General features: G+C 44.9%; 14 protein-coding genes. 8 read left to right on the top strand and 6 right to left on the bottom strand.

Going from position 1 to position 15,964, the window contains the following annotated elements:
- Positions 1 to 36: 36 nt before the first annotated feature.
- The 3 genes from AC1HDP_RS15335 to AC1HDP_RS15325 all read left to right on the top strand — a co-directional run bounded on the left by AC1HDP_RS15335 (position 37) and on the right by AC1HDP_RS15325 (position 2,153).
- On the top strand, positions 37 to 834 hold the full coding sequence (locus tag AC1HDP_RS15335; RefSeq protein ID WP_479639408.1) for a response regulator: 798 nt from the start codon (positions 37 to 39) through the stop codon (positions 832 to 834).
- Positions 835 to 1,022: 188 nt separating this feature from the next.
- Positions 1,023 to 1,295, top strand: coding sequence for an HU family DNA-binding protein (locus AC1HDP_RS15330; protein WP_479639407.1), 273 nt, complete (start codon positions 1,023 to 1,025; stop codon positions 1,293 to 1,295).
- A 168-nt stretch (positions 1,296 to 1,463) separates the two neighbouring features.
- The gene (locus tag AC1HDP_RS15325) at positions 1,464 to 2,153 is read left to right on the top strand and encodes a TorF family putative porin (protein ID WP_140930743.1); all 690 of its coding nucleotides are present in this window, start codon (positions 1,464 to 1,466) and stop codon (positions 2,151 to 2,153) included.
- Positions 2,154 to 2,244: 91 nt separating this feature from the next.
- Here AC1HDP_RS15325 and rimK read toward each other — a convergent pair whose 3' ends face one another.
- Complete coding sequence (gene rimK / locus AC1HDP_RS15320) at positions 2,245 to 3,150, bottom strand: 30S ribosomal protein S6--L-glutamate ligase (RefSeq protein ID WP_140930741.1); 906 nt, start codon at positions 3,148 to 3,150, stop codon at positions 2,245 to 2,247.
- A 302-nt stretch (positions 3,151 to 3,452) separates the two neighbouring features.
- Between rimK and AC1HDP_RS15315 the strand changes: the two genes are divergently transcribed.
- Positions 3,453 to 4,805: a flavohemoglobin expression-modulating QEGLA motif protein gene (locus AC1HDP_RS15315; RefSeq protein WP_479639406.1), complete on the top strand. Its 1,353-nt coding sequence runs from the start codon at positions 3,453 to 3,455 to the stop codon at positions 4,803 to 4,805.
- A gap of 263 nt (positions 4,806 to 5,068) precedes the next feature.
- On the opposite strand, the gene AC1HDP_RS15310 is transcribed toward AC1HDP_RS15315, so the two are convergent.
- Positions 5,069 to 6,445, bottom strand: coding sequence for an alanine/glycine:cation symporter family protein (locus AC1HDP_RS15310; protein WP_479639405.1), 1,377 nt, complete (start codon positions 6,443 to 6,445; stop codon positions 5,069 to 5,071).
- A gap of 267 nt (positions 6,446 to 6,712) precedes the next feature.
- Here AC1HDP_RS15310 and AC1HDP_RS15305 point away from each other — a divergent pair, with 267 nt between their 5' ends.
- Positions 6,713 to 7,051, top strand: coding sequence for a TM2 domain-containing protein (locus AC1HDP_RS15305; protein ID WP_479639404.1), 339 nt, complete (start codon positions 6,713 to 6,715; stop codon positions 7,049 to 7,051).
- 110 nt (positions 7,052 to 7,161) lie between these two features.
- On the opposite strand, the gene AC1HDP_RS15300 is transcribed toward AC1HDP_RS15305, so the two are convergent.
- Together AC1HDP_RS15300 and yjgA are read right to left on the bottom strand one after the other, a co-directional pair.
- Positions 7,162 to 9,660 carry a hypothetical protein gene (locus AC1HDP_RS15300; RefSeq protein WP_479639403.1) on the bottom strand — a complete coding sequence of 833 codons (2,499 nt, stop codon included), beginning with the start codon at positions 9,658 to 9,660 and terminating at the stop codon, positions 7,162 to 7,164.
- Positions 9,661 to 9,686: 26 nt separating this feature from the next.
- Entirely contained in the window at positions 9,687 to 10,220 is a 534-nt protein-coding gene (yjgA, locus tag AC1HDP_RS15295) for a ribosome biogenesis factor YjgA (protein ID WP_140930731.1), read from the bottom strand.
- 189 nt (positions 10,221 to 10,409) lie between these two features.
- On the opposite strand from yjgA, the gene pmbA reads away from it, so the two are divergent.
- Both pmbA and AC1HDP_RS15285 read left to right on the top strand, forming a co-directional pair.
- The gene (gene pmbA, locus AC1HDP_RS15290) at positions 10,410 to 11,753 is read left to right on the top strand and encodes a metalloprotease PmbA (protein WP_479639402.1); all 1,344 of its coding nucleotides are present in this window, start codon (positions 10,410 to 10,412) and stop codon (positions 11,751 to 11,753) included.
- Positions 11,754 to 11,874: 121 nt separating this feature from the next.
- Positions 11,875 to 12,135: a ribosome alternative rescue factor ArfA gene (locus AC1HDP_RS15285; protein WP_479639401.1), complete on the top strand. Its 261-nt coding sequence runs from the start codon at positions 11,875 to 11,877 to the stop codon at positions 12,133 to 12,135.
- Between the two features lie 163 nt (positions 12,136 to 12,298).
- Here the strand turns inward: AC1HDP_RS15285 and rimO are convergent, their stop codons facing one another.
- Complete coding sequence (gene rimO, locus AC1HDP_RS15280) at positions 12,299 to 13,714, bottom strand: 30S ribosomal protein S12 methylthiotransferase RimO (protein ID WP_479639400.1); 1,416 nt, start codon at positions 13,712 to 13,714, stop codon at positions 12,299 to 12,301.
- A 247-nt stretch (positions 13,715 to 13,961) separates the two neighbouring features.
- On the opposite strand from rimO, the gene AC1HDP_RS15275 reads away from it, so the two are divergent.
- Complete coding sequence (locus tag AC1HDP_RS15275; RefSeq protein WP_479639399.1) at positions 13,962 to 14,657, top strand: oxidative stress defense protein; 696 nt, start codon at positions 13,962 to 13,964, stop codon at positions 14,655 to 14,657.
- Positions 14,658 to 14,807: 150 nt separating this feature from the next.
- On the opposite strand, the gene AC1HDP_RS15270 is transcribed toward AC1HDP_RS15275, so the two are convergent.
- Complete coding sequence (locus AC1HDP_RS15270; protein ID WP_479639398.1) at positions 14,808 to 15,911, bottom strand: phosphoribosylaminoimidazolesuccinocarboxamide synthase; 1,104 nt, start codon at positions 15,909 to 15,911, stop codon at positions 14,808 to 14,810.
- Positions 15,912 to 15,964 lie beyond the last annotated feature (53 nt).

Raw genomic sequence — 15,964 nt, 5'->3', positions numbered from 1 at the left:
ACTTAGTCAAAGGATGGAATATGACCTAAGGGATTTATGAGCCAGTTTGATATTAGTGATCTCACGTTATTATTAGTTGAGCCGTCACCTATGCAGCAGAAAATCATCATGGAAAGATTACATGATGAAGGCGTGTGTAATATTCAGACGGCAGATAGTATCACCGCAGCTAAGGCCGAAGCTAAGCAATGCCATCCCGATGTGATTGCTTGCGCTATGCACTTTGCCGACGGCACAGCGCTTGATCTCGTCAAATACATTAAACAAGATCCAGACCTTGAAAATATCTTGTTAATGCTAGTCTCGAGCGAATCCCGATTCGCCCAATTAGATGCTTATAAGCAATCTGGGGTAGTTGCCATTTTACCTAAACCCTTTTCACGGGATAATTTGCATACTGCGCTCGTTTCAGCCGCTGATTTACTTAGCCATCAAGAAATCGAACTTGAATATTTAGACCCTCATGAACTGCGTGTATTGTTAGTTGATGACTCAAAATTGTCGCGCAATATTATTCGCCGCACACTCTATAATTTAGGTTTCAGAAACATTACTGAAGCAAGCGATGGCAGTGAGGCTAAATTATTATTTCAACAGCAATATTTTGACTTAGTCGTGACAGATTTCAATATGCCAACTATGGATGGCTTGTGTTTAACGCGCTTTATTCGAGAAGACAGTGAAAATAGCCACACCCCGATTTTAATGGTCACATCAGAAGCCGATGAATATAAACTGAATCAAATCTCTCATTCAGGAGTAGACGCCGTGTGTGATAAGCCGTTTGAGCCCAAACTGGTGAAGCGCTTATTGCATCAAATATTAGAAGGTTAATCCTTAATGATATTGCGCGCTGCAGAGTCCATAACAATCAAAGCTATGCGCACAAATTGGCGAGCCATTAACACCCCTAGAGTAAAAACTCATCACATTGAGTCAATTTTAAGCAACAACAACTTCCAATCAAGAATGTGCTGTGGCATGTTACATTAAAACATCACTCTCTAAGGAAGGACACGATAATGAACAAAGCTGAACTGGTTGCCAAAATTGCCGAAAATGCCGAACTGTCAAAAGCGCAAGCAAACCGCGCACTGAAATCGTTTGAAATGGCGGTAACTGAAGCCATGAAAAATGGCGACAAGATCTCATTGGTTGGATTTGGCTCATTTGAGATAGCGACTCGCTCAGCCCGTACCGGTCGCAATCCACAAACCGGTAAAGAAATTCAAATTCCAGCGGCAAAAATCCCCAAATTTAAAGCAGGCAAAGGCTTACGTGATTCATTATGTTAAGCCCTTATTCAGCGCTTAACATAAGCATAAGAATTGAGAATTAGATAGCTGCGACAAATAGTGACAAGCAAAAACTCACTAGCGTTAGAACAACCTGCAGTTTTGCAAATTTGCTGTAACCATTTGCATTAGGTTTAAATTAAACATCTAATAATAAAGGGAAATAGCATGAGCACTCGATTAACAAGCATAGCCATTATCGTGGCAACAAGTATGGTGTCGGGTATCGCAAGCGCTGCGGTATCTGGCAATATTGGAGTTACTTCTAATTACATTTGGCGTGGCGTCACGCAAACTGCTGATGCCACCGCAGTGCAAGGCGGTTTAGATTATGAGCATGAATCTGGCTTTTATCTTTCCAGCTGGGCATCAAATGTCGATTTTGGTACCGACACTAGTTATGAACTTGATTTAGCCGGTGGATATGCCAACAGCTATGGCGATTTCGCGTATGACATTGGTTATATCTACTACGCCTATCCAGATGCTGACGATAAAATCGATTTGGGCGAAATCTATGGCTCCATTGGTTGGAAGTGGTTCACTCTGGGTTACTCTCATGTGGTCAATGCATCGGATGACATAGTCTCTGAAGGTGTTGATAAAGAAGATTATGGTTATCTCACTGCCGACATAGGTATCCCAGTTAACGAGACTTACTCAATCAATATTCATTATGGTTATTCAAGCGGTGATGTGATCCAAGATTGGTTCGATCAAAAAGACTATTCTGATTACAACATTGCGCTTAACGCCGAAACTACGATTGGCACAGTGAGCTTTATGATCACAGACACTGACCTTAAAACTGACGATCCTAAAGTGGTATTAGGCTATTCATACGGCTTTGATTTATAAAGTTAGTTTTTATAAATTTAGCTGACAATTAAGCCCGCAATAGCGGGCTTAATCCAATAAAACGTTTGAGCGGCTTACGCTTATTTTTGCGTTAAGCTATCACTTTGCGATTAACCTTACGCGCCATCACTTCTTTTTCGATTAGCTCAATAATGCTTTCAGCAATGGCTATGCCAGTACAATTTTCTATGCCTTCAAGCCCTGGTGATGAATTCACTTCAAGCACTAACGGGCCTCTATCGGAACGTAAAATATCAACCCCTGCCACTACTAATCCCATGGCTTTAACAGCGGCTATCGCCGTTTTACGCTCTTGCGGAGTGATTTTAACTTTCTCGCCGACTCCACCTAAATGTAAATTGGAGCGAAAATCTCCTTCAGGGCCTTGTCTGCGCATGGAGGCCACCACTTTATCGCCCACAACGAAACAGCGAATATCACTGCCCTTAGATTCTTTAATAAATTCTTGAATCAAGATGTTGGTCTTAAGGCCTAAAAACGCCTCAATCACGCTTTCAGCCGCTTTTTTAGTTTCTGCCAGCACGACACCTATGCCTTGGGTGCCTTCGAGTAATTTAATCACCAAGGGCGCGCCGCCCACCATATTGATGAGATCTGAAATATCATCCGGCTTACAGGCAAAGCCAGTAATAGGCATGCCAATACCTTTGCGCGATAGCAACTGTAACGCTCGCAATTTATCCCGTGAGCGCGCAATCGAGATGGAATCGTTAGCGGCAAACACCCCCATCATTTCAAATTGTCGCACTAAGGCGCAGCCATAAAAGGTCACACCGGCGCCAATGCGCGGGATCACGGCATCAAATCCCACTAAATCTTGCCCTTCAAAATGGATGCTCGGCTTTACCGAATTGATATTCATATAACAATTGACTGTATTAATCACCTGCGCCTCGTGGCCGCGGCTAATACATGCAGTAAGTAAGCGCTGCGTGGAATACAACTCAGGATGTTGGGACAAAATTCCTATTTTCACGATACGTACACCCAAAATAAAAGGCCAAGACGGCAAAGGGATTTTTGTCTATTCAGTGACCTGGCGCAAGTGATTTCAAACATTTAACCAACATTTATTTAGCCTAATAACACACAAAAACAACATGATTCGTATAAAAGCGAGTAGGAGTGGGAAAATCAAAGTGGCAACCCCTTATCAATGCAAGCGGCACTTGAGTAAAAACCATAGAACAAGCAACATTCTGGCATCATTTGACGAAAAGTTCTGATTTTTCACTAACTTGATATACACTCAAAAAAGGTTTGATAAAGGACATCAAGATGACATCAATTTCCTTAGCATATAAAGAAAATTTAAAATCACTGTCTGATGAATTGATTCGGATCCAAAAACCGATCCAGATTCTCGATGCCATAAAATGGCCAAGAGAATACGAGCATACCTTTTTACAAAACCCCAATCGCCTGCCCACAATTGATCAAGCCTTTTATCAGCAGCGACCTCTGCCTTTTTATCCGCGCGAATTAACGTTAGCTTTGCTGGATTTAAAAGTGGCTATTCGCCGCAAACTTGGCCATCGCGATCCATTAGGCAAAATTCTAAGTAAAACCGCCGATCAATATTTACTTGTGATTGAAATGCTTGAAAATCGCGGCAATAAACGTTTTGGTGAGCTCAGCAGTCAACTGTACGGTTCATCCACTCAAAAACTGCATGGCGATCGTCATAGCATCAAGCAGTTAGGTGACCGCCTAAGCTACTTATTTTCCCTCCCCGCCGCTAAACGCGCCAATAGTCAGCACCCAAAGATACTGGATGCCAGCTACGCTGTGGATGAATTAAGTCGACGGTTAAATAGTTATTTTCATAGTGATGATATTCGGGTGCGCCTCAGCGACGGCATCATGTCGGACGCGGCAGTCGGTGGCGATACCATAAAAATAAGTAGCCATGCTAAGTTCAGTGAAGCGGATTTAAATATCTATGAAGTTCACGAAGGCTGGGTGCATGTAGGCACCACCTTAAATGGCCGCGCGCAGCCCTATGCCAGCTGGCTTGGGGTCGGTTCGCCGCGAGTAGCCGCTACCCAAGAAGGCTTGGCGGTATTACTAGAAATGCTCACCTTAAGCTCAACCCCTGGGCGAGCGCGGCGCATTAGCGATCGCATTGAAGCTGTCAACATGGCGGAAAATGGCGCTGATTTTATTGAAGTATTTAGTCATTTTCGTGAACGCAACTTAAGTGCCACCGACAGCTATCGCATCACCCAGAGGGTATTTCGCGGCGGCGATGTGCGCGGTGGCAGCTATTTCACTAAAGACATTTCTTATGTGCGCGGCTATGTTGAAAACATTAACTTTATTCGCGCCGCCATTACCGCGGGCTTACCAGAACTTATCCCTATGTTGTTTGTTGGGAAACTTGCCATTGAAGATATTCCCGCGATTTATCAAGCCTATCAGCAAGGGGTTATTGATAAACCTCAGTACTTACCTTCCATGTTTGAAGACTACAGCGGCCTCTATGCTTGGTTTGGCTTTGCCTCTGGCTTGGCTGAAATTAACTTAAAAGGGGTGCAACGTCACTTCCAGCGCCTATTTACCGACTTACCAGTAGTTGACCCTATTGCTGAATTTACCGATGAAACAGAATTTGATAACAGTAGCGACTAGGCATAATTAGGTTGCTCGCAGCCTACACAATCAAACCACTCAATCGGTAATCGGCTAAATCTGCACTCAACTGAATGCTCAATAAACGTCCTTAATAAACTATGTCCTTAATATACTAAAACCATGGCCATTGTTGATAATGACCATGGTTAGCAAGTTATGCTTAAAAAAACATGGCTAGCAAATAATGAAGCTAAGCTAACTTAGTAGCGCCCCATTCTTACCCCTTGATACCTAGCAATCATAAAACCCAACGGTATTAATCAATTCTGCGACTGCTTAGCTAAAGCCTCTTTACGGCGTTTGAAATACTCGCGGCTTAAGCCAAAAATCACTGGGCTTAATAAAATCAAGGCGATTAAGTTCGGGATGGCCATCAGCGCATTTAAGGTATCAGCCAGCAACCAAATAAAATCGAGGGAACTGATAGCTCCAAGCGGCACGGCTAATGTCCACAACCATCGAAAGGGCGTTATCACCCGTGTGCCAAACAGATACTGAGCGCACTTTTCACTATAAAGACTCCAGCCCAAAATGGTGGTAAAAGCAAAGACAGTTAAAGAAATAGCCACAATATAATTGCCCATAGGCAAAGCTTGGGAGAAGGCATGGGATGTGAGCGCAGCGCCATTAGCCCCCGATGTCCACGCCCCCGTGACTATAATGGCTAAACCCGTGATAGAGCACACGATGATGGTATCGATAAAGGTTCCAAGCATGGCGACTAACCCTTGAGCCACAGGATCTTTGGTTTTGGCAGCTGCGTGCGCAATTGCAGCGCTGCCAAGCCCGGCTTCATTTGAAAACACGCCGCGTGCAACCCCAAAATGAATCGCGGCCCATACGGCAGCGCCGGCAAAACCGCCTTGAGCAGCTACTGGATTAAAAGCGCTTTCAATCACTAACACTAACGCTGCCGGAATTTGATCCGCATAAATAAATAACACGCCAAGGCCTGCGCCCACATAAAAAACCGTCATCAAGGGCACTAATTTACCTGAGATATCGGCTAAACGCTTAACCCCGCCCATGAGAACTAACCCCACCAACACCATCATGGTGATACCGGACGCCCAAGCAGGAACATTAAAACTTGTCGCCAGCGCTTCAGCCACTGAGTTAGCTTGCACCGTATTGCCAATGCCAAAACCGGCCAATGCGCCAAAAATAGCAAACAGGGTTCCTAGCCACGCCCACTTTTTACCTAGGCCATTTTTAATGTAATACATGGGGCCACCAACATGGTTGCCTTGATCATCGACTTCACGATATTTAACCGCCAGTACCGCTTCACTGTATTTAGTGGCCATACCCACCATAGCGGTGCACCACATCCAAAATAAAGCGCCCGGTCCCCCCATGAAAATAGCGGTCGCCACGCCAGCAATATTACCTGTGCCTATGGTGGCCGATAAGGAAGTCATCAAGGCGTTATAAGGACTGATCTCGCCTTTTACAGCATCACCGCTTTCAGCGGTACGGCCTGACCACATCAACTTAAATCCGTAACCTATCTTTAAAACGGGCATTAACTTAAGCCCCAAAGATAAAAAGAACCCCACCCCTAAAATTAATACCAACATGGGTGGCCCCCATACCCAGCTATTAATAGTGCTGATTATTTGAGTAATAGATTCCATAGTGACCTCATGCTTATTATTGTTATTGAGCAGCGCTTGATGATAACTGCTTACCAACACAAGCTACAACTTATTGTTAACAAATGAAACATCTATCACTTAACACCAATATAAATGCCTAAATCAATAAAATACGGCTGAGGTCATGCCATGATTCGCTGTATTTTCTAGCTATATTTTCAATTTGTGATCCGCGTTGCTAGATCTCAGCGAACACTTGTACGCATAATTGCAGCTCACTATGCTCACCTAACTGGAGTCGGTCAATTGCAAACTCAACTGTGTAATCAGTGTGGCGCCACCATCGCCTATAGCGATTTAACCTGTCATCAATGTCAGTGCGATTTCAACCTAGATGCACTCGCTGGCATCGATCCAAGCTTGCACCTTAAAAGTCAGAAACTTACCGCTTGGTTTAGTTTATTGCTTGGCGGGGTCGGGGCTCATCGCTTCTATCTAGGTCAACCACTCAAAGGCAGCTTGTACCTCGCCTTTTGCTGGACACTAATCCCAAGTGTGGTGGGCTGGTTTGATGCCTTTAAGACCTTCACCATGGATCCGGTACAATTCAAACTAAAATATTGCCGCCGCTCACATGTGTGCTGATTTCATATAATGAATCTTTGGATTAACACGACTTAAGTTCACTTCAGCATTAATGTGCTCTAACGAAAAAAGCCTGCGAATGCAGGCTTTTTTATGGCAAAAAATAAGGACTATTGTAAGTTCACAGTAAAGTTCATTTGCGTGACTTTACTGCTTGGCATTGTTGCCGTAATAGTGACTACCGCAGCACCTGAAACGCCATTATTAGTGAGGGTAAAGTTAGTGCTAGTGCCACCAGCACTATTGGTATTAGGCACCTGATACCCATTAAAACTAATCGCACCTAGACTTGAGGCCACAGAAACCACAGTACCTGCGGGTAAAACCTGCGCTGGCGTTGATGTGTCAGTTAAGTTCACTCTAAAGCTCTGACCTGCCAAGGCTGGCAGATTAGGGGTAACTAGCTGACCACTAGGGTTGGCAATAATGGTATTAGCACTGAACACAGTCATTAAGGCATCTGAACCTGACATAGTCATCACTAGCGCTTTGCGAATATAACTCTTACTAAACACCCCTTGCCCACAAAGAGTACCTTGGCATTGTGGGCCGTTAAAGCGGCCATCAGCTGCAGGATAGACACCATTGTCAGCTAAACTTAAGTACTTCTCACCAATATCATATTGATTATTTTCATTATCATCACGAAATGGCGCGGCTAAATCGCTAAAGCCTTGGCTATGATAAGTTTCAATATTCATGCCATTACCCGAGCAAGTCTGGGCATTACCGACAACATCAATACATGCCTTAGCGATAACTCCGCCATCGGCAGCATCAAAAACGTTATTACCATTGGTATCAAAGAAGGTTTCATGACCTAAGGCATAAGCCAAAATAGTAATGCGATTATCAGGCACTCGCGGCGCACTTGAGGTCCACTCAACGCTGCAGCGACCATTAACCGTTAAACAACTAGGTACTATCTGACCGCCTTCAGAAGTGAAATTAATGCTAGTGTCATCAGGCACTGGGTTGGAAAAACTATCAGCCGCATAGGCAGTAATAGTGACTTTAGTGCCATCCAGTGAACCGGCCTCTGGGTTTGAGGTTGTGGTGGATAAACTAAAGGCTAATTGCTGCGGCAAACCGGTATTAACAGTTAACTGCTCGGACTGACTACTGATTTTTATGCCCGTGTCAGCATCAGTGGCTGTTGCCGTGACTCGCACAGGTGTTGGCACTGTGCCTGATAATACCCGCACACTGACTTCGCCCAGTGCATTGCTGATGCCTGTAGCGCTACCAAGGCCATTGGCAAAGCTTAAACCGCCTACCAGAGTATCTAGACTAAATACAACCGTTTGCTGCGCGGCAGGCTGACCATTAGCGCTAAAGACTTTAAACGTCACTAAGGAGCTTTCACTGCTACCAGTACCGCCAGCACCTTTAATGCGAATTTGCTTAGGTTCAGCGGAGATAAAGCTTAAGTTAGCTAACGTTTGGCGCGCTAAGATAAATGGCAAGGTTGCTGTTAGGCTCTGATTACCAATTAAGGCAGTCGCTATTATCTCATCATTGCGCTCGGTGTTACCACTACAGCGAGTATCTTCAAAGGTGGCCTTAGCATCACCTGCGACGCTAGTGACCAGAGTATCTAATTTGGCATTGCCACCCTGCGAGCAATTTGAGCTAAAGCTCACTGAGGTTGGAGTTTGTAAGCGCGTGACTTTGCCTTGCTCATCGATAGTGACTAGTGAGGCTGTTAGCCCAAAACTACCAATGGCACTTAACAGGTAATTACCATTGCTATCTTTAGGTAAGCTAGTCCCTAAAGTACCATCGATAAATGTACCATCGGCAAAATGGCCGAGCTTAATTTGAGTACTGTCTTCAACCACATCATTACTCAGCACTTCAAACAAGCTGGTCTTAGTAATGACTTGGCCGCTATGATCTATGCTTGCGGTCAGCGCACTCGCCCCTAATTCATTCACGCTTGGGGTAAATGGAATTTGCGCTAAGCCAGTGTTATTGGTGAGCGCAGTGGCAGGCAGCAAACTGGCATTACCTGCACTGAACGTCACTTTAGCATTAGTCACAGCTTGATTTTGGTCATCTGTCACTAGCGCTTGTAATTGCACGGTTTCACCCACTTTGATGCGGGTAACTGGCGTGCCATTAAGGCTAATGCTGCTAATGAGTTGATATCTGGATTTATCCACAACCGCCGCCACAAATTCATAATTAGCGCTCGCGCTTAAATTAGTCGCTGCAATTGTGGTAAAACTGGCCGTCACGCTGCCAGCCCCTTGGGCTTTATCGTCATTAGTGATAATCACTTGGGCGATACCATCACTATTGGTCAATTTAGTGGCGGGAGTGACAGTAGCAAAACTACTGCTAAAATTCAGCACTTGGCCCACGTTGGAGCCATCTTTAACATTAAGCTTAGCGCTAACACAAATGCTTGAGCCTGTGGCAAAACTTACCGAATTGGAAGCGCCACCACATATTCCCTGCTCTACGGTATGAAAACTAATAGATAAATTATCTTCACCACTACCACTACCACTACCAGATTCATCACTCGGGCCATTACAACCACTCAGTAAGATAATTGCCAAGAAAGTTAGCCAGTAAAATTTGGTAGATGAGATACTTCTCATGCCGTCATCCTTGTCGAAAAAGTTAATTAAGCTTGTATTTCAGTCCGTAAATACTTGATCAATTCCTTGACCGATTTTGATTCTGGACCCTTAGTTAATTCTTTAGTGCTTTGGCGAATTAACTGACGCAGCTTTTGTCTATCTAACTGCGGATGTTGCTCTAACAACACTTGAATTTCACTGTCGCCACCGCTTAACAAACGATCTTTAAGCTTTTCAAAAATCTGTTGTTTAGCGGCTTCATTGTTATTCTTGTTGAGCACATTGTTCATGGCAAAACGGATAGGTTCAGGATCCACAGTGCGCATAACCTTGCCAATGTATTGCAATTGACGACGATAAGCCTCGGTATTAATCTTGATACTCTTAGCAGCTAAGACACAATCTAACACCCGCTCTTCCAAATCCATTTTTGCCAACTGAGATTTGCTCAAGCTTACCAATTGCTTCCCTAATTCCTGCGAAGCCTCTGATTCACGCTTGACCCCAGTGCGACTGATATAATCATCATCATTGTCATAGGGTTGTTTAAAATGTTCGGAATCACCAACGATATTCATCTATAAAGCCTCAAAAGTAGTTACTGGCTAATTCTAACACTCTGCGTGCATCTTCGCTTCAGTATTCTAGGTCTTGAATTTATGCTATTCATCTTTTAAGCACTTGTACAATCAGTTAATTAGTCAGTGTGCCAACCCAGTTATCTTTGTTATGCTAAAGCTATCTTCTATTTTTAAATGAGAATGGCTGTGTCAAACACCAGAATCGAAACCCAATTAGATGCCCTTAAAGAAGCTGTGGCCATGGCATTGGAGTATGCTAGTCAACTGGGCTGTCAAGCCGCTGAGGTCGCCATCAGCAAGCAGCAAGGGCTTTCAGTCTCAACCCGCCTTCAAGAGATTGAAACTGTTGAGTTTAATAAAGATGGTGCCTTAGGCATCAGCTTATATCGTGATGGTTGCAAAGGCAGTTCATCGACCTCAGATTTAAGCCCACAAGCCATTCGTGAAGCCGTTAAAGCTGCTGATAATATTGCTAAATTCACCTCTGCCGACCCTTTTTCTGGTCTGGCGGATGCAAGCCTGATGGCGCGCCACTTCCCAGATTTGGATTTATATCACCCGCAAGACATTACTCCAGCCACGTTAGCCGAAATGGCATGCAGCGCAGAAGCTGCGGCAATGGATGTTGATAGTCGCATTAAAAATTCTGACGGCGCCAGTGCCAATGCCCATACCGGCATTAAAGTCTATGGTAATAGCCACGGTTTCCTTAATGGTTACGCCTCATCACGCTACAGCTTAAGCTGCGTGATGATAGGTGAAGATGCCCAAGGCGATATGCAGCGCGATTATGACTACAGTGTGTCGCGTCAGTTTAATCAACTGCTGGATCCGGCTATCGTCGGTAGGCAAGCGGCGCAAAAGACTGTAGGGCGCCTTGGCGCTCGCAAAATTGCGACCGGTCAATTACCGGTATTATTAGCGCCAGAAATCGCCACTGGCTTAATGGGGCATTTGATTGGCGCTATTAGTGGCGGCAGCTTATATCGTAAATCAAGCTTCTTATTAGATTCTCTCGACACTAAAATCTTCCCAGATTGGTTCTCGATTGCTGAAGAGCCGCATATGTTATCTGGCCTTGCCAGCGCCCCGTATGACAGTGAAGGCGTAGCCACACGCGATCGCGCCATTGTTCAAGATGGGGTGTTAGCTACTTACCTATTAACCAGTTATTCAGCCCGCAAAATGAGCATGACTAACACAGGTCATGCCGGCGGCATTTATAACTGGACCTTAACTGATACCGGCCACACTTTTGATGAACTGATTGCCCAAATGGGAACCGGCATCATAGTGACCGAAGTCATGGGCCAAGGCGTTAATATGGTAAACGGTGATTATTCCCGCGGCGCGGCGGGTTTCTATGTCGAAAACGGCGTGATCCAATATCCCGTGGAAGAAATTACCATTGCCGGTAACCTTAAAGATATGTTCCAAGATATCCAGGCGATTAGCTCAGATCGTGACTTACGATCATCTATCCGTACTGGCGGTATCTTGCTTGGCAACATGAAAATTGCGGGTAACTAAGCCTTACACTTAAGTGCCAATAAATCGTGATAATAAAGGCCATTAAGTTATCTACTTGATGGCCTTTTTGCTATGCTAACCGTGGCATATCCTGTGACTTAGCCTATTGTGGCAAAGAGCTATGCCTAAAGGAGTTTATATGGGTAAACCAGTAAAGATTGCAATGAATAACCGGTTACTTAGCCATGACAGCGGGCGCGGTAAGATTCAAGATAATGCCCTCAAGGCACTAGTTACCAGCCCACTGTTTAAGGCTCGGGTTGAACAATCCAAAAAAGGAAAGGGCGCTTACCAACGCCAAGGGAGCAAAAAGGGGCATCAGCTGCGAGGCGATGCCTCTTTTGACATCTGCCCTATTATTGCCGGCAGCAAGCTTAACTAGCCGTCCCTGAGCTTCAGCAAACATCAGTAAGCATCACCATTTACCGTCACACCTAGCTACCCTAATGCTGATCACTACAAAACGGCCGCATAAAAAAAGCGAGCCAAAGCTCGCTTAGTATCAATCACAATGGATGAGATTTAGCTGTCGACCTATAGCTTAATTAGTCTTCTAACTGCACTAATTCAGCCCACAGATCATGTTCGTCTGAATGAGTAATCACAGCGCGCACTAACATGCCAGGCTCTAATTCAACTTCGCCATTAATAAATACCATGCCATCAATTTCTGGCGCGTCAGCATAACAACGACCAACGGCACCTTCGTCATCAACTTCATCAATTAATACATCCAGCTCGCGGCCCACAAGGCGCGCTAAACGCTCAGCACTGATGTCAGCTTGAACTTGCATGAATCTGTGGTATCTATCTTCTTTCACTTCTTCGCTGATAAGCTCAGCCAGAGTATTAGCCACGGCGCCTTTCACTTCTGAATACTTAAAGCAACCAACTCTATCAAGCTTGGCTTCGCGCAAGAAGTCGAGCAGCATGTCAAAGTCTTCTTCGGTTTCACCAGGGAAGCCGACAATGAAAGTCGAGCGGATCACTAAGTCTGGACACACTTCGCGCCAGCGCTGAATGGCTTCAAGCTGTCTATCCACACGGCCTGGACGCTTCATCATCTTAAGGATACGCGGGCTCGCGTGCTGCATTGGGATATCTAAATACGGCAGAATTAAGCCATCACGCATTAATGGAATTAAATCATCCACCCAAGGGTATGGGTAGATATAGTGCAGGCGCACCCAAGCGCCCATTTTGCCCAAATGCTTAGCTAAGGTAGCTATGTCTTGCTTCACTGGCATGCCGTTCCAAAAATCGGTGCGACCGCCCTTATCTTTACCATAGGCCGAAGTATCTTGGCTCACGACCAAAATCTCTTGCACGCCAGATTCAACTAAGCGCTTAGCTTCATCTAAAATGCTGCCCGCTGGACGGCTGTCTAAATCACCACGCAGCTCAGGAATAATACAGAAAGTGCAGCGGTTATCGCAGCCTTCTGAAATCTTTAAATAAGCGTAATGCTTAGGCGTCAGCTTCACCCCAGTTTCTGGTACTAATGACAGAAACGGGTTGTGCTCAGGCTTAGGCACGTATTTATGTACATGCTTAAGCACTTCTTGATAACTGTGAGGGCCAGTAATTTCTAATACGTCAGGAAACACTTCACGAATGGTGTTTTCTTTGGCGCCAAGACAGCCTGTCACTAATACTTTACCGTTTTCTTCTAATGCCTCTTTAATGGCATCTAACGACTCTTCAACGGCAGCATCAATAAAACCACAGGTATTAACAATTACTAAGTCAGCATTGTCATAGCTATTGGTGACTTCATAGCCGTCAATTCTTAACTGAGTCAAAATACGTTCTGAGTCCACCAAGTTTTTAGGACAACCTAAGCTAATAAAACCAATGCGATTACCGCTGGCGGTGGTGGCAGTAGTTTCACTGGCCGCTATGGTCTTGGCTGGGGTATCAAGCGTAGTCGTCTGCTTGGGGTCAAAGGTATTTACTGTCATGGCGTCTCACTGGCTATCAAAGTAGCATCAAAAAATTGCGCGGATTATACCTGATGCAGCTAAAAGGTACAGCCGCCTTGTTTAAAAAGTCACCAGCCATAGCGATTAATCCGCCTTTGGGTTCGAACTCAGGCTAAACATGGTATAAGTGACAGTGTTGTGTATTCGCTTTTGGCCACTGCGCACGGCCACTATTTATTGTTATTGTACGCCTAGATAGTTATTAGTCTTTTTTGGGAGTTACACTATGAAATTGTCGCACCTTGCTACCTCGCTATTATTACTCGCATCCCCACTGACCTTAGCCAATGGCTTAGATTTCCCACATTTAGTGACTCAAGGTAAGGCGCAAATTACCGCCGAGCCTGATATGGCAAGCCTACAAGTCACAGTGAGCATTATCAAAAAAGATGCAAAAGAAGCTAAAACCGCGTCAGATAAAGCCGTGGTGGATTTTAGTCAGCGCCTGATAGAAGCTGGCGTCAAACGCGAGCATATTAATAGCGCCAATCTTGATTTACAGCCAAGTTACGAGTATCACAATAACGCCCCGCGCCAATTAGTGGGTTATCAGGCAAATCGCACTGTGACTGTCACTATTGAGCAGTTAAGCCAACTGAATGACATTTTAAATTCGGCTATCGAGCAAGGCTTAAATCGCGTAGATAACATTCAATTATCGTCAAGCAAGATGACGGAGTTGCAACAGCAAGCGCGCCAAGCCGCCATAAAAGATGCCCAGTCTAACGCAGCCGATGTGGCTAAAGGCTTTGGCAGTAAGCTCGCAGGCGTATGGCAAATCAGTTATTTATCACAAGAGCCGATTCGGCCAGTCATGTATCGCATGGCGGCCATGGCAGATAGCAGCCCAGAGATGAGTTATCAGCAAGGGCAAATCACAGTCAGTGATTCGGTAGAAGTGATTTATAAAATCAAGCCATAATTAATCAAGCCGCAATCATTCAAGCCATTTAGCCAAAGCTAGTCAGGCTCTAACCCCTCTGGCTCTGGCTATCACTACTTAAATAACAAACAGTCAGCCTAGCGATTTAGCTAGGCCGACTGTTTGGCTCATCGCACCTGACACCATTTTCTAATCAATCAATTGATACTTATCGCGCAGTACCTCAATGATTTCTTGGCGCGGATTGTCGGCAAGTGTAAGCGGCTTACCCATAATCTTCTCGGCAATGCCCACATAAGTGCGCGATGTCGCCAGCATAGTTTCAAGGGGTAAATCAGTATCGCGGGCAAACTGCTCGCGCTCAGTCATTCTGTCTTTATTGAGCAATAAATCGGGGTCGTTATATTGAGTCAGCAGCATTTGTCTAAACCCTTCTTTAGAGTTTTCAACTATGTGACCATCGCGATAAGCCGCGCCATCCCAAATACGCGATGAATCAGGCGTGCCGACTTCATCCATATAAATCAATTTAGGCTGCCCCTGTTTATCGGTGACATAACCAAACTCAAATTTGGTATCCACAAAAATTTGATCAATTTTTTCAAGCTCAGCGCGAATGGCTTCAAACCCTTGCTTAAGTAAGGTTTCATACACGGCAATGTCTTCAATCTTATGAAAACCAAAGGCTTGATAATTTTGTTCTAAATCATGGCGGCTGATATTAACGTCATCTTGCTCCGGCACGCCTGGAATACCACGCAAAATGCCTTTGGTAGAGGGCGTGATGAGAAGTTCAGGCAGCTTTTGATCTTTCGTTAGGCCATCAGGAAGACGAATGCCACAAAACTCGCGTTCACCTTTGCTATAAGCGCGCCACATAGAGCCAGTAATATAACTGCGAATAATGGCTTCCACTTTAATCGGCTGGGCTTTTTGGACAATCCACACTAATGGATGAGGCACATCAAGAATATGGCAATCGGCTAAGCCATTGTTGGCAAATACTGAAAACCAATGATTAGCAATCGAGTTTAAGGCTGCGCCTTTACCGGGAATACCTGCTAAGCCTTGCTCACCGTGGAAAATACAATCAAAGGCAGAAATGCGATCGCTAATCACCATAATGGCCAGCGGCGTATCGGCAGGAACATCGTAATTTTGTTGTGAAATCAGACGAGCACTATCTGCGGCGGTGAGCCAATACACACTTCTAACCTTGCCACTATGAACAGCTTGGTCGGTACGTATAGGTAAATCGTTATTGACGGCAAGTACGGTATCGGCGAGTTTCATCTTTACATCCTATGATGGCGACAAGCAGGGAAAGCTATGCCTGTCATTTAATC

The sequence above is a fragment of the Shewanella sp. ISS20 genome (genome assembly GCF_056522965.1).
Note: the sequence above shows the minus strand (reverse complement) of the source record. Positions and strands in the feature narration are given on the sequence as shown.

Coding starts and splice junctions, on each gene's coding strand:
- AC1HDP_RS15335 (WP_479639408.1), top strand. CDS start 37: ATGAGCCAGTTTGATATTAGTGATCTCACGTTATTATTAGTTGAGCCG.
- AC1HDP_RS15330 (WP_479639407.1), top strand. CDS start 1,023: ATGAACAAAGCTGAACTGGTTGCCAAAATTGCCGAAAATGCCGAACTG.
- AC1HDP_RS15325 (WP_140930743.1), top strand. CDS start 1,464: ATGAGCACTCGATTAACAAGCATAGCCATTATCGTGGCAACAAGTATG.
- AC1HDP_RS15315 (WP_479639406.1), top strand. CDS start 3,453: ATGACATCAATTTCCTTAGCATATAAAGAAAATTTAAAATCACTGTCT.
- AC1HDP_RS15310 (WP_479639405.1), bottom strand. CDS start 6,445: ATGGAATCTATTACTCAAATAATCAGCACTATTAATAGCTGGGTATGG.
- AC1HDP_RS15300 (WP_479639403.1), bottom strand. CDS start 9,660: ATGAGAAGTATCTCATCTACCAAATTTTACTGGCTAACTTTCTTGGCA.
- yjgA (WP_140930731.1), bottom strand. CDS start 10,220: ATGAATATCGTTGGTGATTCCGAACATTTTAAACAACCCTATGACAAT.
- AC1HDP_RS15285 (WP_479639401.1), top strand. CDS start 11,875: ATGCCTAAAGGAGTTTATATGGGTAAACCAGTAAAGATTGCAATGAAT.
- rimO (WP_479639400.1), bottom strand. CDS start 13,714: ATGACAGTAAATACCTTTGACCCCAAGCAGACGACTACGCTTGATACC.
- AC1HDP_RS15275 (WP_479639399.1), top strand. CDS start 13,962: ATGAAATTGTCGCACCTTGCTACCTCGCTATTATTACTCGCATCCCCA.
- AC1HDP_RS15270 (WP_479639398.1), bottom strand. CDS start 15,911: ATGAAACTCGCCGATACCGTACTTGCCGTCAATAACGATTTACCTATA.